19 protein-coding genes are annotated in these 18803 nt (G+C 67.8%); 15 read left to right on the top strand and 4 right to left on the bottom strand.

The features are described from left to right. Positions 1 to 78: 78 nt before the first annotated feature. Genes OK17_RS10920 through OK17_RS10910 form a run of 3 tightly spaced genes read right to left on the bottom strand, consistent with a single transcriptional unit; the run spans position 79 to position 3322 of the window. Entirely contained in the window at positions 79 to 684 is a 606-nt protein-coding gene (locus OK17_RS10920) for a mycothiol-dependent nitroreductase Rv2466c family protein (protein ID WP_461417449.1), read from the bottom strand. A gap of 46 nt (positions 685 to 730) precedes the next feature. After that, a complete protein-coding gene (locus OK17_RS10915) occupies positions 731 to 1135 on the bottom strand; it encodes a DUF302 domain-containing protein (RefSeq protein ID WP_005199352.1) in 405 nt (134 codons plus the stop codon). A gap of 24 nt (positions 1136 to 1159) precedes the next feature. Further along, positions 1160 to 3322, bottom strand: coding sequence for an MMPL family transporter (locus tag OK17_RS10910; protein WP_461417448.1), 2163 nt, complete (start codon positions 3320 to 3322; stop codon positions 1160 to 1162). 132 nt (positions 3323 to 3454) lie between these two features. Between OK17_RS10910 and OK17_RS10905 the strand changes: the two genes are divergently transcribed. Beyond that, positions 3455 to 3745 (top strand): metal-sensitive transcriptional regulator, encoded by a 291-nt coding sequence (locus tag OK17_RS10905; protein ID WP_119033803.1) that lies wholly within the window; start codon positions 3455 to 3457, stop codon positions 3743 to 3745. A 108-nt stretch (positions 3746 to 3853) separates the two neighbouring features. Here the strand turns inward: OK17_RS10905 and OK17_RS10900 are convergent, their stop codons facing one another. Continuing rightward, positions 3854 to 4090 carry a YgaP family membrane protein gene (locus tag OK17_RS10900; protein ID WP_039880670.1) on the bottom strand — a complete coding sequence of 79 codons (237 nt, stop codon included), beginning with the start codon at positions 4088 to 4090 and terminating at the stop codon, positions 3854 to 3856. Positions 4091 to 4471: 381 nt separating this feature from the next. Here OK17_RS10900 and OK17_RS10895 point away from each other — a divergent pair, with 381 nt between their 5' ends. From OK17_RS10895 to holA, 14 genes are all read left to right on the top strand, one after another. Next, positions 4472 to 5755: a glutamate-5-semialdehyde dehydrogenase gene (locus tag OK17_RS10895; protein ID WP_119032771.1), complete on the top strand. Its 1284-nt coding sequence runs from the start codon at positions 4472 to 4474 to the stop codon at positions 5753 to 5755. Beyond that, positions 5755 to 6678: an AAA family ATPase gene (locus tag OK17_RS10890; RefSeq protein WP_005199342.1), complete on the top strand. Its 924-nt coding sequence runs from the start codon at positions 5755 to 5757 to the stop codon at positions 6676 to 6678. Before OK17_RS10895 ends, OK17_RS10890 begins: the two co-directional genes overlap by 1 nt. Then, positions 6678 to 8072 (top strand): vWA domain-containing protein, encoded by a 1395-nt coding sequence (locus tag OK17_RS10885; RefSeq protein WP_461417447.1) that lies wholly within the window; start codon positions 6678 to 6680, stop codon positions 8070 to 8072. Before OK17_RS10890 ends, OK17_RS10885 begins: the two co-directional genes overlap by 1 nt. Positions 8073 to 8102: 30 nt before the next feature. Continuing rightward, positions 8103 to 8828 carry a nicotinate-nucleotide adenylyltransferase gene (gene nadD / locus OK17_RS10880; protein ID WP_232717686.1) on the top strand — a complete coding sequence of 242 codons (726 nt, stop codon included), beginning with the start codon at positions 8103 to 8105 and terminating at the stop codon, positions 8826 to 8828. An 18-nt stretch (positions 8829 to 8846) separates the two neighbouring features. After that, positions 8847 to 9209 (top strand): ribosome silencing factor, encoded by a 363-nt coding sequence (gene rsfS, locus OK17_RS10875; protein ID WP_010841291.1) that lies wholly within the window; start codon positions 8847 to 8849, stop codon positions 9207 to 9209. After that, complete coding sequence (locus tag OK17_RS10870) at positions 9206 to 9919, top strand: histidine phosphatase family protein (protein ID WP_006865742.1); 714 nt, start codon at positions 9206 to 9208, stop codon at positions 9917 to 9919. The genes rsfS and OK17_RS10870 overlap by 4 nt, the downstream gene beginning before the upstream one ends. 38 nt (positions 9920 to 9957) lie before the next feature. Further along, positions 9958 to 10665, top strand: coding sequence for a diglucosylglycerate octanoyltransferase (octT, locus tag OK17_RS10865; RefSeq protein WP_232717713.1), 708 nt, complete (start codon positions 9958 to 9960; stop codon positions 10663 to 10665). 59 nt (positions 10666 to 10724) lie between these two features. Then, complete coding sequence (locus tag OK17_RS10860; protein ID WP_232717687.1) at positions 10725 to 11585, top strand: DegV family protein; 861 nt, start codon at positions 10725 to 10727, stop codon at positions 11583 to 11585. 197 nt (positions 11586 to 11782) lie between these two features. Continuing rightward, positions 11783 to 12802, top strand: coding sequence for a helix-hairpin-helix domain-containing protein (locus OK17_RS10855; RefSeq protein WP_461417446.1), 1020 nt, complete (start codon positions 11783 to 11785; stop codon positions 12800 to 12802). Between the two features lie 2 nt (positions 12803 to 12804). Further along, positions 12805 to 14190, top strand: a complete 1386-nt coding sequence (locus tag OK17_RS10850; protein WP_461417445.1) for a ComEC/Rec2 family competence protein — start codon at positions 12805 to 12807, stop codon at positions 14188 to 14190. Between the two features lie 198 nt (positions 14191 to 14388). Beyond that, the gene (locus tag OK17_RS10845; RefSeq protein WP_461417444.1) at positions 14389 to 15132 is read left to right on the top strand and encodes a hypothetical protein; all 744 of its coding nucleotides are present in this window, start codon (positions 14389 to 14391) and stop codon (positions 15130 to 15132) included. Beyond that, complete coding sequence (mddA, locus tag OK17_RS10840; protein WP_232717691.1) at positions 15129 to 15974, top strand: methanethiol S-methyltransferase; 846 nt, start codon at positions 15129 to 15131, stop codon at positions 15972 to 15974. Before OK17_RS10845 ends, mddA begins: the two co-directional genes overlap by 4 nt. Positions 15975 to 15997: 23 nt before the next feature. Then, positions 15998 to 17554: an HD domain-containing phosphohydrolase gene (locus OK17_RS10835; protein WP_232717692.1), complete on the top strand. Its 1557-nt coding sequence runs from the start codon at positions 15998 to 16000 to the stop codon at positions 17552 to 17554. A gap of 177 nt (positions 17555 to 17731) precedes the next feature. Continuing rightward, complete coding sequence (gene holA, locus OK17_RS10830) at positions 17732 to 18700, top strand: DNA polymerase III subunit delta (RefSeq protein WP_461417443.1); 969 nt, start codon at positions 17732 to 17734, stop codon at positions 18698 to 18700. Positions 18701 to 18803 lie beyond the last annotated feature (103 nt).

Raw genomic sequence — 18803 nt, 5'->3', positions numbered from 1 at the left:
GCGGTACCGAGCGGTATGGAGCGGATCGTCAACCCCAAGTGTGGCCGGACCGGTTCGCCGGCTGAGCGCCGGACGAGATCAGGCCGAGAATGTCGGCTTGCCTCCGGTGGGGCGCTTGAGCTGCGAGAAAGCGGACGTGACGCCGAGGGTGGTGATCGCGGTGTAGAGGGCGTGCGCTTCGTCGCCGGTCGGGATGGCGGAGAGGACCGGGCCGAAGAAGTGGGTGCCGTCGATGCCGGTGATGGGGCTACCGCCGGTCTCTCCCAGTGCTTCCTGGCTCCGCTGATGCGCTGTTTCCACTGTGTCGTCCCACGAGTCGTCGTCCATTGCGTCGGCCAATTCGGGAGGGAGCCCGGCCTGGGCGAGAATCTCGGCGACCACGGCAGGGGTCATCTCATCACCGGCGTGGTGGATGCGGCGGCCCATCGCCGTGTAGAGCGGCTCAACCGATTCTGCGCCGTTCTTCGCGATGGCGGCCATGAACACCCGGCCGAGTCGGCGGGAGGTGTCCCACTGCCGGCGCTGCTGGTCCGACGCGGGCTCCCGATCCTCGTTCAGGACGGCCAGGCTCATCACGTGCCAGGCGACGGTGTCATCGTGTCTCTCGGACTGGTCGGTGAGCCATCGCGATGCGGCCCATGCGAAAGGGCACACCGGATCGAAGTAGAAGTCGAAGCGGGTCATGACAACTCCTGTCGTATCAGGGGATTCTTTTCCGAGGTCGGCGGGGTCAGGACTGATCCGACAGGGCGTCGATCGCGGCCTGCAGCTTCGCGGCGGCATCGACGGCGACGGACTCGAGCTCGGGCTCACCCGAGACCTGAACCATCAGAGCCGGATTCATCGCCTCGACGAGTGTCGTGCCGGGATGGTCCGGGTTCGCTCGGACGACGACGTTGCACGGGAGCAACAGTCCGATCTGGCGTTGGACCCCCAGCGCTCGATGAGCAAGAGGCGGATTGCAGGCGCCCAGGATCAGGTACGGCTCCATGTCCTCGTCGAGCTTGGTCTTCAGCGTCGCGCGGACGTCGATCTCGGTGAGGACGCCGAATCCCTGGTCGGCGAGAGCGGCGCGGGTGCGTTCGACCGCTTCGTCGAAGGGGACGGTCAAAGTGGTGGCGAGTGCGAGTGTCATTCTGTTCCTTCGTTTCGGAGATGGTCAGTGAGAGAAGCTGATCGAGGGCAGGATGCGGCGCAACCAGCTGGGCGCCCACCAGGCGGCGCGGCCGGTGATCCGCAACAGGGCCGGAAGGAGTGTGAGGCGGATCAGGACGGCATCCAGCAGAACTGCGACACCGAGGATGATGCCCATCTCCTTCGGGGGGAGAGGCTCGGCCAGGGCGAAGGTGAAGAACACCGCCACCATGACCGCCGCCGCGGCGAAGATGATCCGGCCGGAGTGGGCCATGCCGTCGATCTGCGCCTGTGTGGCGTTGTCGGACCGCTCGAAGTGTTCCTTCGCGGTGGCGAGCAGGAAGACCGTGTAGTCCATCGCGATCGCGAAGATCATGGCGAAGAAGAACACCGGTCCCCACCCGTCGAGGAAGCCCTGCGGTGTGAAGCCCAACAGGTCCGCGAGGTGCCCGTCCTGGAAGATGAGCTTCGCGACGCCGAAGGCAGCTGCCGTCGACAACAGACTGACCACGGTGCCGATCAGGGCGATCAGCGGTGCCTGCAGCGAGACCAGGAGCAACAGAAAGCCCAGGATGAGGATGACGGAGACAACCAGCGGGAAGTAGTCGTTCAGGGCCTGCTGGAGGTCCAGGTTCTCGGTGGGCGCGCCACCGACCAGCGCGCTGTCGGGAAGGGTGTTGCGCAGGTCGTCGACGATCGTGCCCATCTGCTCGTCGGATGGATCGACCGACGGAAGTGCCTGCATGAGAACGTAATCCGAGCCGTCTGCGGCGGGCATCGGGGGAGTCACCATCTGGATTCCCGGGGACTGAGAAGCGGCCTGGGCGGTCTGCTGCGCCTCGTCGGCAGGCGCGACGATCTGCAACATCCCGGGTGCGCCCTCGCCCATCTGTGACTGGACGAGTTCGTAACCCTGACGCACCGGTGCGTCCTCGGGGACGACGGTGATCGACGGCATCGCGACCTTCAGGCCGAACACCGGGATCGCGAGCGCGACGAGAACGCCGAGGGAGCCGACGGCCACGGTCCACGGGTGACGGTGCAGGAAGAGTCCCCAGCGGGCGAACACCGGTGAACGGTGTTGCTGACGGCGGGCATACGGCATCGACACCGCATTGACCCGGGGACCCAGCTTGCCCAGTGCGGCGGGCAGAAGTGTCAGAGTTGCCGCCAGGACGAAGACGACGGCGAGCATGATGCCCACGGCCATCGTTCGCACCGCGGGTGCGGGAACCAGCAGCACCGCGGACAGGCTCACCAGGACGGTGATGCCGGAGAGCAACACCGCCTTTCCTGCGGTGTCCATGGTCTCGGCGACCGCGGCACGCATGTTGTCCTCGTAACCGCGCATGGCATCGCGGAAGCGCGACACGATGAACAGGGCGTAGTCGATGCCCAGGGCCAGGGCGAACATCATGGCGAAGTTGATCGCCCACACCGAGATCGGGGTGACCTGGTTGAGCAGGACCAGTCCGCCGGCGGAGGCGACGAGTCCGGCGATGGTCAGCAGCAAGGGAAGTCCGGCCGCGACCAGCGACCCGAAGGCCAGCACCATGATCGTCAAAGTGACCGGCCAGGAGAACAATTCGGCCTTGATCATCGCGTCGTGGTTGGCCTTGTTGAAGTCACTCCACAACGCCGACGCGCCGGTCGGGTAGACCTCGACGCCGTTTCCGGACAGACCGGTCAGATCGTCTTTGTGTTCGTCGACCGCCCGCACCATGTCGTCGGTGTTGGCGGCAGCGCCGATGATGACGATGCCGGTGTGACCATCGGGGCTGATGGACATCCCCGGTTGTGGTGGCACGACCTTGGCGAATCGGTCATCGGTCGCCGCGAGTTCGGTGATCTGTCCGACGACGGCCTGGACCGCGGGACTCTCCACGCGATCGCGGTCGGAGTGGACGACCACCTGGACCGCGGCCGAGGAGTTCCCGCCGAAATGCTGTTGGGCCAGCTCGCGGACCTGGACGGACTCGGACCCGTTGGCCTGCCATCCGGCGCCGGCGAGGGAGGAGAACACCGAGGGTGCCGCCGCTCCCAGGACCACCAGGAGCAGTACCCAGACGCCGAAGACCCAACGGGCGCGACCCGCCATCGTCGCGCCCCAGCGTCCGAGGAGCCCGGCTGTGGGACCCGAGGTATCAGGTGCTGCTTCGTCTTCGGACAAGGCCGAATTCGACGACATGAGAATCCTTTCGTTTATACCCCTAGGGGTATCCGATCTGGCGTCGAACATACCCCTGGGGGTATCCTTGGTCAAGGGGCCGATATCGATCGGTTGCGGAAACGGCGGAATGCCGAGACAGGAGAGGTCGGAATGACCAGTGATGGGAGGGCCCGTGCGGCCGTCGACGACGAGGCGATGGGTGCTGTCCTGAATCGGCTTCGACGCGCTCAGGGCCAGCTTGCGGGCGTGATCGCCATGATCGAGGCGGGTCGGGACTGCGCGGACGTGGTCACGCAGCTCGCGGCGGTGTCACGCGCGCTCGACCGCGCAGGGTTCAAGATCGTTGCATCGGGGATGCGGCAATGTATCGAGGCCGCTGACGGCGAACAGCCGCCGTTGTCCGAAGCCGAACTGGAGAAGTTGTTCCTCGCCCTGGCGTGACGACGCGCGGGCTGATGTGGTGATGGGCGCGGGGCGGAAGAGAGAGGGCTGTGGGGCCCTCCCTCTTCGGTGATCGCCGGCGCGCGCCGGCGTGATGTGTGTGCGGCGCTAGCTGGGGTAAGCGGCGCGGGGCAGCCCGGCCTTCGCCATCAGCAGGCTGGCCGGGCACCATCCGACCGCGCTGTAGAGCAGCAGGTTCGCGGCGACGAACAGAGTGAGCACGGTCCACCATGGGGACACCGTCAGCACGAGGATGACGCTGATCGTCACCATGACGCCCGCGAGCGCGGGCACCATTCTTTCCACCGTCAGTCGGGGCTCGTGAGTACCGGTTGCGCGTGTCATGGGTCTTCCTTCTGCAGGGGACGTGTGAACGCCCGGGATCGACAACGACGCCACTATACCCCCTGGGGTATAGTGGCGTCGTTGTCTCGAACTCGAACGTAAGGACCGAGAGCATGTGTTCACCGGTGAAGTGCCCAACGTGTGGCAAGACGACCTGGTCGGGCTGTGGCAGCCACGTCGACCAACTCAAGCGTCGCGTTCCCGCTTCTCAGTGGTGCGACGGGCACGAGCAAGAGCCGTCCCGACGTTCCAAGTGGTGGTCGCGAGCCTGACCGGACGAATCTCCTTTGGGGACGGGCTCGGCCCGGCGCTACTCTTGAGAACGGCATATCTCCCGCGACGACCTCGTCGCGGCGACCACCCGCGAAGTCGAGGAAGTTGATGAGCGCACCCACCGCAGAGCCCTCCGTCGCAACCGGCGAGTCCGACACCGAGAAGGTCGTCCTCGGACTCGCCAGAGCTGCGAAAACGGCATCCCGCTCACTGGGTGGACTGACGACGGCGGACAAGAACGATGTCCTGCTCGCGGCCGCCGACGCCATCGAGGCCGCCACGGAGACGATCCTCGCGGCCAATGCCGAGGACATCCAGCGCGCCGAGGAGGCGGACACCGAGGCGAGCCTGCTCGACCGCCTGCGTCTCGATGCATCCCGCGTCGTCGGCATCGCCAACGGTCTGCGGCAGGTCGCGGTCCTGCCGGACCCTATCGGCGAGATCGTCGCCGGCAAGACCCTGCCCAACGGGCTCCAGCTCCGACAGCTCCGGGTTCCTCTCGGCGTTGTCGGCATCGTCTACGAAGCTCGTCCCAACGTCACCGTCGACGCCTTCGGCATCGCCTTCAAGTCCGGTAACGCAGTGCTGCTCCGCGGCTCGTCGTCGGCGCGGTCGTCGAACGCCGAACTCGTCCGCATCCTGCGGGAGACCTTGTCCTCCAAGGGGGTCAGTGCCGACGCGGTGTCGTTGCTGCCCAGCGAGGACCGCTCGAGCGTCACCGCGCTCATCCGCGCCCGCGGGCTCGTCGACGTCGTGATCCCGCGGGGCGGTGCCGGACTCATCGAGGCCGTCGTCTCCAATGCGACCGTCCCGACCATCGAGACCGGCGTCGGCAACTGCCACGTCTACGTGCACGCCCTCGCCGACCTCGACGTCGCCGTCCGCGTCATCCTCAACTCCAAGACGCGTCGGCCGAGTGTCTGCAACACCGCCGAGACCGTCCTCGTCGACAAGGCCGTCGCCGTCGACGCGCTGCCCCGGATCACCCAGGTGCTCCAGTCGCAGGGTGTTGTCATCCACGGAGACGAGCCCGGCATGGAACCGGCCACCGAGGACGACTGGCGCAAGGAGTACCTGTCGATGGACATCGCGCTGAAGATCGTCGACGATCTCGACGCCGCGGTCTCACACATCGACACCTACGGCACCGGGCACACCGAGGCGATCATCACCACCGACCTCGCGGCCGCGGACGAGTTCACCCGCCGCGTCGACGCCGCCGCAGTCATGGTCAACGCCTCGACGGCCTTCACCGACGGCGAGCAGTTCGGGTTCGGCGCCGAGATCGGCATCTCCACCCAGAAGCTGCACGCCCGCGGCCCGATGGGCTTGCCGGAACTGACCTCCACCAAGTGGCTGGTCTGGGGCAACGGCCACGTTCGGCCGGCCTGATGACGACCCCCGCCGAGTACACCGGCTCCGGACCGCAGGTTGTCCCGTCGTTCACCTCCGTCGACGACGTCGTCGCGAAGCTGCGTGCGACCGGCTATCTCGCCGACGACGCTACCGCGACGTCGACCTTCCTCGCCGACCGTCTGGGCAAGCCGCTCCTGGTCGAGGGGCCCGCGGGTGTCGGCAAGACCGAGCTGGCCAAGTCGATCGCCGCGGCCACGGACGCCGAACTCGTCCGCCTGCAGTGCTACGAGGGCATCGACGAGGCACGCGCTCTTTACGAGTGGAACCACGCCAAGCAGATCCTGCACATCCAGGCCACCGGCAACCGCGCCTGGGACGAGGCGAAGACCGACATCTTCTCCGACGAGTTCCTGCTGCCGCGTCCGCTGCTCAAGGCGATCTCGCGCGAGGGTTCGACCGTGCTGCTGATCGACGAGGTCGACAAGGCCGACGTCGACATGGAAGGTCTGCTCCTCGAGGTGCTCAGCGACTTCGCGATCACCATTCCCGAGATGGGAACCGTTGCCGCGCAGCGCCGTCCGATCGTGCTGCTCACCTCCAACGCCACGCGCGAACTGTCCGAGGCGCTCAAGCGCCGCTGCCTGTACCTCTACATCGACTTCCCTGATGCCGAGCGGGAGAAGGAGATCCTCGCATCGCGGGTACCGAACCTGTCGTCGTCGCTGAGCGCGGAACTCGTCCGCATCGTCGGCGTGCTGCGGACGCTGGACATCCGTAAGAAGCCGTCGGTGGCCGAGACGATCGACTGGGCCAACACCTTGCTTGCACTCGGCGCGGGCGAGCAGGCCGACACCAAGCGCGGGGGCCTCGACGACGGTCTCATCGCGCGCACGCTCGGGGTGGTGCTCAAGCACCGGCCCGACCTGAAGACGGCTCTCAAAGAACTCAAGCTGGGCTGATGACGACTCCGCTCGTCGCGCACCTCACCGATTTCGTCGACGAGCTGCGTCGTCGCGGGATCGTCGTGGGGCCGTCGGCGCTGATCGACGCGGCGAGCGCGATGGAGGTCCTCGACCTGCTGGAGCGCTCGCGTCTCCGCGAGGGGTTGGCGACCACGCTGCTCGTCGACAATGCGCATCGCGGGGTGTTCGACCGCGTCTTCGATCTGTGGTTCCCGGTGGGAGCCGGAATGCGCACCGTCACGGAGGATCTGCCACGCGACGAGGAGGGCAACCTCGATGTCGAGGCCGTGCGTGACGCGCTCGCCGAGATGCTGGCCGACGACGCGGCGGCCAGTGACGGCCGGCTCGAGCAGGCGATCGCGATGATCGTCGACGAGCTGGGACGCTATGGCTCCACGAAGGGTGAGGCCTTCTCGGCGTACCAGGCGATCTCCGCGGTGAGCCCGCAGACGCTGATCGCCAAGATCGCCGCGGCGATGGCCGGGGACGGCGAGGGCGAAGGTGGCCGACCGGGCACCGAGCCGCTGTACCGGCAGGCCGCCCGCCAGAAGGCCGCCGATCTGCGGGCAGCGATCGAACGCGAGACGCAGCGTCGGATGGCCGACCGCAACGGCCGCGACAAGGTCGGGGCCTACGCGGTGCCGCCGCTGCCGGAGAACGTCAACTTCCTCTCCGCCGGCGCCAAGGAACAGGTGGAGATCCGCAAGACCATCGAGCCGTTGGCCCGGCTGCTCGCGGCAAAGCTCGAGACCCGACGACGCCGGGCCCATCGCGGTGCGGTGGACGTTCGCAAAACGCTGCGTGCGTCGATGTCCACCGGCGGTGTCCCGATCGAACTCAGTCACCGCAAGCCGCGTCCCGGCCGCCCCGAGCTGATCATCATCTGCGATGTGTCGGGGTCGGTCGCCGGCTTCAGTCAGTTCACGCTGCGGCTGGTGTACGCACTGCGCCAACAGTTCTCGAAGGTGCGGGTGTTCGCGTTCGTCGACACCGTCGACGAGGTGACCGAGTTCTTCGACCACGGCGAAGAGGATTTCGGCGCGGCGATGCACCACATGATCTCGACTGCGCGGATCTCCACGCGCGACGGGCATTCCGACTACGGCAACATGCTCGCCGGTTTCGTCGGCGACTACGCCGAGACGCTGACGCATCGAGGAGCGCTGCTGGTCCTCGGCGACGGCCGCAACAACTACCACGACGCCCACGTCGACGCCCTCGCCGAACTCGTCGACCGCGCCCGCCACGCGTACTGGCTGAACCCCGAGGCCAGAGAGCACTGGGGGACCGGTGACTCGGCCGCCACCGACTACGCGGAGGTCATCGACATGTTCGAATGCCGCAACGCGACGCAGCTCGGCACGGTCATCGCCGACCTGCTGCCGATCTGACCGCGGCGTCACCGCGTAGACTGACCATCCATGTCAACCGACCGCCACCGTGCGCGCCGCATCGGCGTGATGGGTGGCACGTTCGATCCGATCCACAACGGACACCTCGTCGCGGCCAGCGAGGTCGCTCATCGCTTCGACCTCGACGAGGTGATCTTCGTCCCGACCGGGCGCCCATGGCAGAAGCTCGGCGAGCACACGATGGTGAGTCCGCCCGAGGACCGCTACCTGATGACGGTCATCGCCACGGCGTCGAATCCGCAGTTCAGCGTCAGTCGCGTCGACATCGACCGCGACGGCGACACCTACACCGTCGACACGTTGCGCGACCTGCGGAAGCAACTGCCCGACGCGCAGCTGTACTTCATCACCGGCGCCGATGCGCTGGAATCGATCCTGTCCTGGCAGGATTGGGAAGAACTGTTCGACCTCGCCCGCTTCGTGGGCGTGAGCCGGCCCGGTTACGAACTCGACGCCACGCACCTGGCCCAGCACCTCGAGCAGATGCCCGATGACACGCTGCACCTGCTGGAGATCCCGGCGCTGGCGATCTCCTCGACGGAATGCCGCACGCGTGCGGCGAAGGGCCGCCCGGTCTGGTACCTGGTGCCCGACGGCGTCGTGCAGTACATAGCCAAGCGGAAGCTGTATCGTGCGCCTCGGGCGTCGTCGCCCGGAGTAGCTGCACCGGGAGCGGAGCGGGTGGGCTACGAGGAGCCTGCACCCGGGGCGGACCGGGCGTCGACCCGTAAGTGAATTTTCGAGAGGACTTGTGTGACTGCGTCAGCTGAAGCGTTGGAGATGGCCAAGGTGGCTGCTCTGGCGGCCGCGGAGAAGCTCGCCCATGAGGTGACCGTGATCGATGTGTCGGAACAGTTGGTGATCACCGACGCCTTCGTCATCGCGTCGGCGGACAACGAGCGACAGGTCAATTCGATCGTCGACGAGGTCGAGGAGAAGCTGCGCGAGGCCGGTCACAAGCCGCTGCGCCGCGAGGGCACCCGTGAGGGACGTTGGGCGCTGCTCGATTACGCGGACATCGTCGTGCACATCCAGCACACCGACGAGCGCCGGTTCTACGCGCTGGAGAGTCTGTGGAAGGACTGCCCGGTCGTCGAGGTCGAAGGACTTTCGTGAGCGGGGGTCCCGACACCCACGACACCGCGGTCGAACGTCTGACCCCGGTCGTCCGGCGGCTGATCCTGTTGCGCCACGGGCAGACCGAGTACAACGCGGGTAGCCGTATGCAGGGACAGCTCGACACCGACCTGTCCGAGCTCGGTGTGCGGCAGGCGAATTCGGCCGCCATCGAACTGGCGAAGCGACAGCCGCTGGTGATCTGGTCGTCGGATCTGAAGCGCGCCCGCGACACCGCGGAGGCGCTCGCCCAGCGAACCGGACTGGCGGTGACAACCGATGTGCGTCTTCGTGAGACGCATCTCGGCGAGTGGCAGGGCCTGACGCATCTCGATGTCGACGAGGTCATGCCGGGCGCGCGTGCGGTGTGGCGCGACGACGCGACGTGGACGCCGCCGGGCGGTGAGAGCCGCGTCGACGTGGCGAGGCGCTCCACCCCGCTGGTCGACGAGCTGATCGAGCAGTTGCCCGACTGGGGTGTCGGCGACAATCCCGAGGCTCCGGTGGTGCTGGTGGCCCATGGAGGGGTGATCGCGGCGATGACGGCGGCGCTTCTCGGTCTGCCGGTGGACAACTGGCCGGTCTTCGGTGGTCTCGCGAACACGAGCTGGGTGCAGCTGTCGGGCCACGGTGCGCCCGGCGACCTTCCGCGGTGGCGGCTGGACGTGTGGAACGCGTCGGCCGAGGACTCGGACCCCGCCGTTCAGTGACCGACGTGAACGGCGGCGCCCCGTCGGGGGAGCGCTGCATGATGGTCCTGTCCGACTCGCTGGCCTACTACGGCCCGGTCGGCGGGTTGCCCGCGAACGACCCGCGGATCTGGCCGTCGCTGGTCGGAGCCGAGGTGGGTCTGCCGGTGAAGCTGTTCGGCCGGATCGGCTGGACGAGCCGTGACGTCTGGTGGGCGCTGACCCAGGACCCGAACATCTGGGCGACCGTGCCGCACACCGACGTCGTCGTCCTGGCGTTCGGCGGCATGGACACGTTGCCCTCGCCCTTGCCGACCGCGCTGCGCGAGCAGATCCGCTATGTGCGGCCGAATCGACTGCGGCAGTTGGTCCGTGACGCGTACTCGTGGGTGCAACCCCGTGGTTCGCGTCTGGGGTGGCCGCTGGCGCTGCCGCCGAAGGTGACCGTCGAGTACCTCGACAAGATCCGTGAGGCCCTCACACAGCTCCGTCCGGATCTGCCGATCGTCGTGTGCCTGCCGCCGACGCATCGCAGCCCGTACTACGGCTATGTCCACACGGGCCGGATCCCGACGACGGCGGCGATCGCGCGGTGGGCCGAGCAGCACGGATTGCCCTGCGTCGACTTCTATCCCGTGACCCGGGATGCCTTCTGGGATCCGGCGGCGGAGATGAACCCGGACGGCATCCACTGGGGCTTCTCCTGCCATCGACAGATCGCCGATCTGGTGGCGCCCGTGGTCGAGAAGAGCCGGGCGAACACGTAGTAGGCGGAGGTCGTGACTCCCATGTGAGGTCCGACCGGTGAACCGGCTAACGTAGACGGGTGCCTGTCGTCGTCGTCACAGATTCGTCGTCTCGGTTACCGGAAGCGGTCACCGAGCGATACGGGATCCGGCAGGTCCCGCTGCATCTCACGATCGAGGACAAGGATTACCGCGAGGGCGTCGACCACATCCCGGAGGATGTCGTCTCGACGCCGGGAGTGACCACCTCGGGTGCCAATCCGAGCGAGCTGACCGAGTACTACGAGTCGGCACTCGAAGCGAGCGAAGGTGCCGGCGTGGTGGCCGTGCACATGTCGCGGAAATTGTCCGGCACCTGGAGTTCGGCGCGGCTGGCGGCGGAGAAGTTCTCCGGGCAGGTCCGCATCGTCGACTCCCGATCTGTCGGTCTCGCAGTGGGTTTCACGGCCATCGCGGCGGCACAGGCGTCCGCGGACGGCGCCGATCGGGATCGCGTGTACGAGTCCGCGATCCGGCAGGCCGCGACCGTCGACTCACTGCTGTGTGTCCAACAGCTCGACAACCTGCGCCAGAGCGGCCGGATCTCCGCCGCCGGCAAGCTCTTCGGTTCGGCGCTGTCGATCAAGCCGATCCTGCACATGGTCGACGGCACGCTCCAGCTCAAGGAGCGTCACCGCACCTTCTCCAAAGCCCTCGACAAGATGGTCGACGCGGCCGTCGAGTCGGCCGGCGGACGCGCGGTCACGGTCGGCGTCCAGCACTGTGAGACCCCCGACGTCGCGGCGGAGGTCCTCGCCACACTCCGAAACCGGCTGCGAATGGTGACGTCCGAGCTGACCGTCGACCTTGGACCGATCCTCGGCTCCCACGTGGGCCCGGGATCGGTGGGCATCGTCATCGCTTCGCATCTCGAACCGATCGACGGACTCGAGGAAGACTGAGCCGGTCCCGCGGCCGGAATGATGTCGCATGCGACATCGCTCCGACGGCACGACGTCGGTCGAGTTCGCGTGTGCGGATCGACGTCGCGCGCGACTCGAGCCGGGACCGGTGCACAGTCTGGTTGCTGTCCACAGATCTCTCGGCTGCCCGCTTTCCCAGGTCGATTCGGCGCTGAAACGCCCTAGCGTGTGGCGCCATGAGCGCATCAGGACGGCGGAATCCGCTGGACCGTCTGGGACCGGTCGTCGAGTCGCCGGCGCGGCGGGACCTGTCGCCGGCCGCCGCCGAATCCGACCCACCGCCCGGTGTCGTCGACCCGGTCGCGGCAGCTGTCGCGGTCGAGGAAGCCGAACATCCCGGCTGGGGGATCGGCGGGATGCCGACGTGGCTGGATGCGGCGCCGGCACCGCCACCGTCGCGACCACGGCCCGACCGGCCCGACCGGCTCGGGCGGTTCGACGAGGTCTTCGACCCCCACGATGACCGGGTGGGAGGGGACTGGGACGAGGACGACGATCCCGTTCCGCGTCGACGCTTTGCCTTGGCACCGCCCGCGGCGATCGCACTGATCGCGGTCGGGGTGATCGCCTGCGTCGTGGCCGGATTCGGACTGTTCCGCGGAACAGATACGACACCGGTGGTGGACTTCGGCACGGCCGGACCGTCGTCGAGGACCGACGTTTCCGCACCCCCGGTTCCACCACCCAGTACGACGCCGGCGCAACTGGTGGTGAGTGTCGTCGGGCTGGTGAACAAACCGGGACTGGTGCGGCTGGCTCCCGGCGCCAGGGTGGCGGAGGCGATCGATCAGGCCGGAGGGGCGCGCAAGGGTGCGGACCTGTTGTCGCTGAATCTCGCCCAGGTGCTGCGAGACGGGGATCAGGTGCTCGTCGGTTACGCCGGTGGCGATGGTCAGATGTCGATGCGCAGCGCGGTGGTCGGTGCGGACGGCGCATCAGCGGCACCCGGTCCCTCTGCGGGTCCGAGCGGTCCACCATCCGAGTCGTCGGCGGCCGCACCCGGCGGTCGGGTCGACCTGAACACGGCGACCGAGACGGAGTTGGATGCGCTGCCCGGCATCGGACCGGTGACGGCGAAGGCGATCCTCGACTGGCGAGAGCGCAACGGGCGCTTCTCGTCGGTGGACCAGCTCGCCGAGGTCGACGGGATCGGCCCGGCGCGACTGGCGAAACTGCGTGACCACGTGACGGTTTGACGATGGACTTCCGGCTGCTCGTGCCGGCGGTGATGGTGTGGTCGGTGACGGCGTGCGGTCTGGTGGCCCCGGTTGGTGTGAGCGTCGGCATCGCGATCATCGGGTCGGTGGTCGCCGTCGCCGGTGCGTTCGGCTCCCGCCGGTTTGGTTGGGGAGTGGTGGGGCTCGTGGTCGTGGGAGCCGGCCTGGCCGCTGCGTGTGCGGCATCGCTCGCTCTCCGGCAGGAAGTGCGCGCCGATCATCCGTTGGCGCATGTGTCGGGAAAGGCTACGGCGGTCATGACCCTCCGCAGCGATCCGACCCCGATCGGCCCCGTCGGTCAGGGACGCATCCGGGCACGAGTGGAGGTCGAACAGATCGGCGGTCAGCGGGTTACGAGCGCAGCTGCAGACCTGCGCGGTGCGGCACAGGCATGGTCGGGGTTGTTGCCCGGCCAGCGGGTTGTCGCGGTCGTGAAGGTGCGGGCACCGCCGGACCGAACCCTGCTCGTAGCATCGGTGACGGCTTCGACTCCGAAGCTGGTCGGTGAACCGCCCACGTATCAGCGAGTCGCCGGTTCGATCCGGCAGCGCCTCCAACTGGTGGCCACCCGCGGCCTCGAACCAGAGGCAGCGGGTCTGCTGCCGGGGCTGGTGATCGGTGACGAGAGCGGCGTCGACGAGGACCTGCGCGACGACTTCCGCGCCGCCGGGCTCAGCCATCTCACGGCCGTGTCGGGAGCGAACTTCGCAATCGTCTGCGGTGCGGCGCTTCTCATCGTCCGGAGCATCGGGGTGCCACCTCGCGCGGCGGCGGTGATCGGGCTCGTGGTGATCGTCGGGTTCGTGATGCTCGTCCGACCCACGCCGAGCGTGCTGCGGGCTGCGCTGATGGGGGCGGTCGGGGTGCTGGCGCTGTTCGCGTCGCGGCGCTCGCAGTCGATGCCGGCTCTCGGGGCCGCGGTGATCGGTGGCCTGCTGTGGTGGCCCGAACTCGCCCTGCAACCGGGTTTCGCGCTGTCGGTGGCGGCCACGTGCGCCATCGTGCTGTGGGCGCCGCGTCTTCGGGACCGGTTGCGGGCGTGGCGATGTCCGACTGGGCTGGCGGAGGTGATCGCGATGGCGGTCGCCGCGCAGGTGGTCACCGCGCCGATCGTCGTGCTGGTCACGGGTCGGTTGTCGGTGGTCGGGATCGTGGCGAATCTGCTCGTCGCGCCGGTCGTCGCGATCATCAGCGTGGTCGGTACCGTCGCCGCCCTCGTGGGTGCGATCGGGCCGCCGGACGGGTTCGGCGCGGGGATCGCGGAACTGCTGGTCCGCGCACTCGGGCCGGAGCTGTGGTGGATGGTCGGGTGCGCGCACGTCCTCGGTGGGCCCGGGTGGGCGAGTGTCGAGATGCCGTGGGCATGAAAACCGCCCCTGAGATTCGCCCCTGGGAACCACCCCCAGGATGCGCCCTCCAGAAACTGGCCGTCGACACTATGTCGCCGACGTCGCTGCACAGGGCGCTTTCCGGGGGTGGTTTTCTGCGAGCCCGAGAGGGATTCGAAACGGAAGATGAGGCAGATGCCCCACGCGGGTGAGGTGGGCGCGGACGACGCTGGGGTCATGAACACACAGACACCCCGTCAGGTCGTCGCCGACCTGCACGCCCACCCTCAGCTCGTGGATACCAGCGACGAACGATTCGCCGGATACGGCGTCATGGGATTGCCGTTCGCGTCGGGCCACTATCTGGCCCTGCGCGAAATGATCGCCAGTTCCATCGGGCCCGCGTACCGGTCCGTCTGGCATCGGAATCCGAACGGGCACTGGACGATCTACACGACGACCGAGCCCGAACAGAGTTGCCCACGCTACTTCGGTAAGGGGGCGACCACCCGCTACGTTCCCTCGATCGACGTCGGATGGAACGACGACCGGACCATCGAGGTGGCGATGGGCGAGACGTTCCGCTGGCAGATCGAGCTGACCTCGTCACCGGCGACGAGCCTGATGACCGCCCTGAGCGGTGCGACGCCGGCCGCAGCGTGGCATAGCCGGGCCCTGCTGCATGCAATCGGGCCGATGGCGACCGTGATGTTGCGCGCCGGCCGGATCCGGATGTGCGCACGAACCCCCAACGGACCGGAGTTCCGCGGCACGCCGCTGTATGTCTGGCGTGTCGCCGACAGCCGGGCATCGCTCGACGGCCAGGACTTCGGCGCTCCCGCACCACTCGACGAGCAGATCAGCGTCGGCGACATCCCGCTCCCGCAACGCGGACTGTTCTTCGTCGGACGATCGGCCTTCGATGCACCCGACACCGCAGACACTCACCAACATCTCACCGACACAGGAGTTCAGACATGACCACGACAGAGACCGCCTCGACAACTGATACCGTCCCGCCGACAAGTCTTCTCACGCGCACCGGGTACCTCGCCTACGGGGTGGCGGCCTACGTCGCCTTCCTGGTGGTGTTCCTGTGGGCCATCGCCTTTGTCGAGGATGCCTCGATCGTGATCGGAGGCGTCGAGATCGTGCCGCGGACCATCGACCGCGGCGGGCCGTCGGCGGGCGTCGTGACCGCGCTGACGATCGACCTCGGACTGCTGACACTGTTCGCCGCACAACACAGCGTCATGGCGCGCGACGGATTCAAACGACGGTGGACGCTAATCGTGCCGCAACCGATCGAGCGCAGCACCTACGTTCTGGCGGCCACGGCATGCCTGGCAGCCCTCCTGTGGTGGTGGCACCCGATCACCGCCACCGTCTGGGATGTCTCCATCCCCGCCCTGCGGTGGATCCTCGTCGCGGTGTCGCTGTTCGGCTGGGTTCTCGTCCTGACCTCGACGTTCCTCATCAACCACTTCGACCTGTTCGGTCTGCGGCAGGTGGTCGCCCACGCACGTCGGCGGCCGCTCCCGCCGTATCGGTTCATCACGCCCCTCTGGTACGGGATCGTGCGTCATCCGATCTACCTGGGCTTCGTCATCGCATTCTGGGTGACCCCGACGATGACCGTCGGACATCTCGTGTTCGCGTGCGCGACGACGGGATACATCTTCGTCGGAATTCACCTCGAGGAACGGGATCTGATCCGGTCGTTCGGGGACGACTACGTCGAGTATCGGCGTCACGTCCCGATGCTGGTGCCCGGGCTACGTACGCGTCGAGCGTCGTCGCGGACGCACGCACAGGTCGGCTGACACCCGAGGCGATGAGGGCGACAATGAACGCCATGAGCCCGCAGACGGTGCTGCCGCGTCGTGTCGAGGTGCTGGCCGGCCTGTCGGTCGCCATCGACCTCGGGCTCGGCCAGCCCGCCGAGCACATGCTGCGGTCTGCGGTCGTCGCCACACGATTGGCACGCCGGCTCGGGCTCGACCGCTCGCAGCAGGACACGGTGTACTACGCGACGCTGGTGATGTGGATCGGTTGTCATGCCGATTCCGCCGAGTATGCGCGCTGGTTCGGCGACGACATCGCGGTGCGTCGCGACGCCTATCTCGTCGACTGGTCGGGGCTTCCGTACCTACGTTTCCTCGTCGGCAATCTCGGTCGCGGAGAATCACTTCCGCATCGGATGAAGATCATGGCCGAACTCTTACGGGATTCACGCGGCAACTTCGCGGCACTCGTGCACTCGCATTGCCTGTCGGCGGCTGCATTGGCCGCCCACATCGGACTGGGGCCCGACGTGGAACAGGCGATTACGTACACCTTCGAGCGGTTCGACGGGGGAGGGCTTCCCAGCGGGATGTCCGGCGCGGAGATCCCGATCGAGATGCGGGTGGCACAACTCGCGGACATGGCCGAGGTCCATCAGCGCACGTATGGCCTCGACGGTGCGGTCGCGATGGCGCGGAGCCGGCGGGGTGGGCATTTCGATCCCGACGTCGTCGATGTGTTCGTCGACGATCCCGCTGAACTGTTCCCGGCGGACTCCGATGACCCGTGGGAACTGGCGCTGGCCATCGCGCCGGATGCCGAGTTGCGTCTCGACGATCCGGGACTCGATCACCTTCTGCTGGCCATCGGAGATTTCGTCGATCTGAAATGTCCCTTCGCGCTGGGGCATTCACGCGGGGTATCGACGTTGGCGGAATCGGCTGCCGGACACCTCGGTCTCGAGCGGTCGGAGATCGACGAGACCCGTCGTGCGGGCTGTCTCCATGACGTCGGGCGGATCGGGGTGTCGAACCAGATCTGGTCGAAGGCCGGCGACCTCACCGCGGCGGAGTGGGAGCGCGTTCGCATGCACCCGTATCTCACCGACCGCGTCCTCACGCGCATCCCCGGGCTCCGGGACGTGGCACGCATCGCCCGCACCCACCACGAGCACCTCGACGGCACCGGCTATCCGCTGGGACTCAGCGGACCGGCGCTCGGGCAGCCGGAACGCATTCTTGCTGCCGCGGTCGCGTATCGGTCGGCGGTCGAGCCACGGCCGTATCGGGAGGCGATGTCGACGGACGAGGCGGCTGCACGGCTCGAGCGCCGTGCCCATCGCGGTGAGCTCGACGCCGACTGCGTCGAGGCAGTCCTCGCCGCCGCGGGTCACGCGCGGGCCCGGGCACGACGCACCGACGCGCTCACACCGAGGGAGCGGGAGATCCTCGGACTCGTCGCGCGTGGGCTGACCAACCGGGAGATCGCGTCGAAGCTGGTGTTGAGCGAGAAGACCGTGCGCAACCACGTCGAGCGGACGTACACGAAGATCGGGGCGTCGAACCGGGTGGGCGCGAGCCTGTATGCGCTGGAGAACGGGTTGGCGGGACCGGCATGAGTCGCCGCCTGAAATCCGCCCCCGGAATCCGCCCCTGGAAACGACCCTCCAGCGGGCCGCGGCCGACAATACGTCGTCGGAGCCGCTGCACAGGGCGCTTTCCGGGGGCGGATTTCAGCGGGGGCGGACCGGCCACACCCGCGAACCCGTGTCGGCCCGATCTGGCACGATGAGCACGTGACCGATCGCCTGCACCTGCTTTTCGGAGACGACGACTTCCTGACCGGCCGGGTGATCTCCGGGGTCGCCGAGGCGACGTCGAAGGAGGCGGGCACCCCGGTCCCGGTGACCCGGGTCCGAGCGGGTGACGTCAGCGAACACGAGCTCGCCGAGTTGCTGAGCCCGTCGTTGTTCGCCGAGGAACGCATCGTCGTCGTCGAGTCCGCCGCCGAAGCGGGCAAGGAGCCGGCGGCGCTCATCGCGGCGACGGCCTCATCCCTGCCCGAGGGCATCACGCTGATGGTGATCCACACCGGTGGCGGACGTGCCAAGTCGATGGTGCCGGCGTTGAAGAAGGCCGGAGCCGTCGAGCATGCGACCACCGCACCGAAATGGGCGTCGGACCGGATGACCTTCGTCCGCAACGAGTTCCGGTCGCTAGGTGTGAAGGTCAGCGCCGACGTCGTCGAGCAGGTCGTCGAAAGCGTGGGTTCGGAACTGCGCGAACTCGCTGCCGCGTGTGCGCAGCTCGTCGCCGACACCGGCGGCAAGGTGAACCGCGAGAGCGTGCAGCTGTACTACCAGGGCCGGTCCGAGGTGACCGGTTTCGAGGTCGCCGACAAGGCGGTCCTGGGGGACAGGGCCGGAGCGCTCGAGTCACTCGCCTGGGCGCTGCACCACGGTGTGCCGCGCGTCCTGCTGGCCGATGCCCTCGCCGAAGCCGTCCACGCCATCGCCCGCATCCGGCCGATGGGTTCGATCGATCATTTCGCCGCCGCCTCCGAACTCGGCATGCCGCCGAACCGGGTCAAGAGCGTGCAGGCGAAGGCCAAGGCGTGGGACTCGGAGTCGATCGCCCGCGCGGTCGGGGTAGTTGCGAAACTCAACGGCGACGTCAAGGGCCAGGCCGCCGACGCCGACTACGCACTGACCTACGCCGTCGCCGCGGTCGCGGACCTGCGGCCGGACGGTCGACGACGCAGCTGATTCAGCAAAAGGTTCCGCTGAGCGATACCTGTTGCTGAATCGCGTCGGGCAGGGCTGGTTTCGATACAGCTCCTCGCTGCGCTCGTCGCCACTCAACCGGCGT

Source organism: Gordonia sp. GN26 (genome assembly GCF_054823965.1).
Note: the sequence above shows the minus strand (reverse complement) of the source record. Positions and strands in the feature narration are given on the sequence as shown.

Excerpts from the sequence above, each read along its gene's own strand:
- OK17_RS10920 (WP_461417449.1), bottom strand. The coding sequence starts at position 684 with ATGACCCGCTTCGACTTCTACTTCGATCCGGTGTGCCCTTTCGCATGG.
- OK17_RS10915 (WP_005199352.1), bottom strand. The coding sequence starts at position 1,135 with ATGACACTCGCACTCGCCACCACTTTGACCGTCCCCTTCGACGAAGCG.
- OK17_RS10910 (WP_461417448.1), bottom strand. The coding sequence starts at position 3,322 with ATGTCGTCGAATTCGGCCTTGTCCGAAGACGAAGCAGCACCTGATACC.
- OK17_RS10905 (WP_119033803.1), top strand. The coding sequence starts at position 3,455 with ATGACCAGTGATGGGAGGGCCCGTGCGGCCGTCGACGACGAGGCGATG.
- OK17_RS10900 (WP_039880670.1), bottom strand. The coding sequence starts at position 4,090 with ATGACACGCGCAACCGGTACTCACGAGCCCCGACTGACGGTGGAAAGA.
- OK17_RS10895 (WP_119032771.1), top strand. The coding sequence starts at position 4,472 with ATGAGCGCACCCACCGCAGAGCCCTCCGTCGCAACCGGCGAGTCCGAC.
- OK17_RS10890 (WP_005199342.1), top strand. The coding sequence starts at position 5,755 with ATGACGACCCCCGCCGAGTACACCGGCTCCGGACCGCAGGTTGTCCCG.
- OK17_RS10885 (WP_461417447.1), top strand. The coding sequence starts at position 6,678 with ATGACGACTCCGCTCGTCGCGCACCTCACCGATTTCGTCGACGAGCTG.
- nadD (WP_232717686.1), top strand. The coding sequence starts at position 8,103 with ATGTCAACCGACCGCCACCGTGCGCGCCGCATCGGCGTGATGGGTGGC.
- octT (WP_232717713.1), top strand. The coding sequence starts at position 9,958 with ATGATGGTCCTGTCCGACTCGCTGGCCTACTACGGCCCGGTCGGCGGG.
- OK17_RS10855 (WP_461417446.1), top strand. The coding sequence starts at position 11,783 with ATGAGCGCATCAGGACGGCGGAATCCGCTGGACCGTCTGGGACCGGTC.
- OK17_RS10850 (WP_461417445.1), top strand. The coding sequence starts at position 12,805 with ATGGACTTCCGGCTGCTCGTGCCGGCGGTGATGGTGTGGTCGGTGACG.
- OK17_RS10845 (WP_461417444.1), top strand. The coding sequence starts at position 14,389 with ATGAACACACAGACACCCCGTCAGGTCGTCGCCGACCTGCACGCCCAC.
- mddA (WP_232717691.1), top strand. The coding sequence starts at position 15,129 with ATGACCACGACAGAGACCGCCTCGACAACTGATACCGTCCCGCCGACA.
- OK17_RS10835 (WP_232717692.1), top strand. The coding sequence starts at position 15,998 with ATGAACGCCATGAGCCCGCAGACGGTGCTGCCGCGTCGTGTCGAGGTG.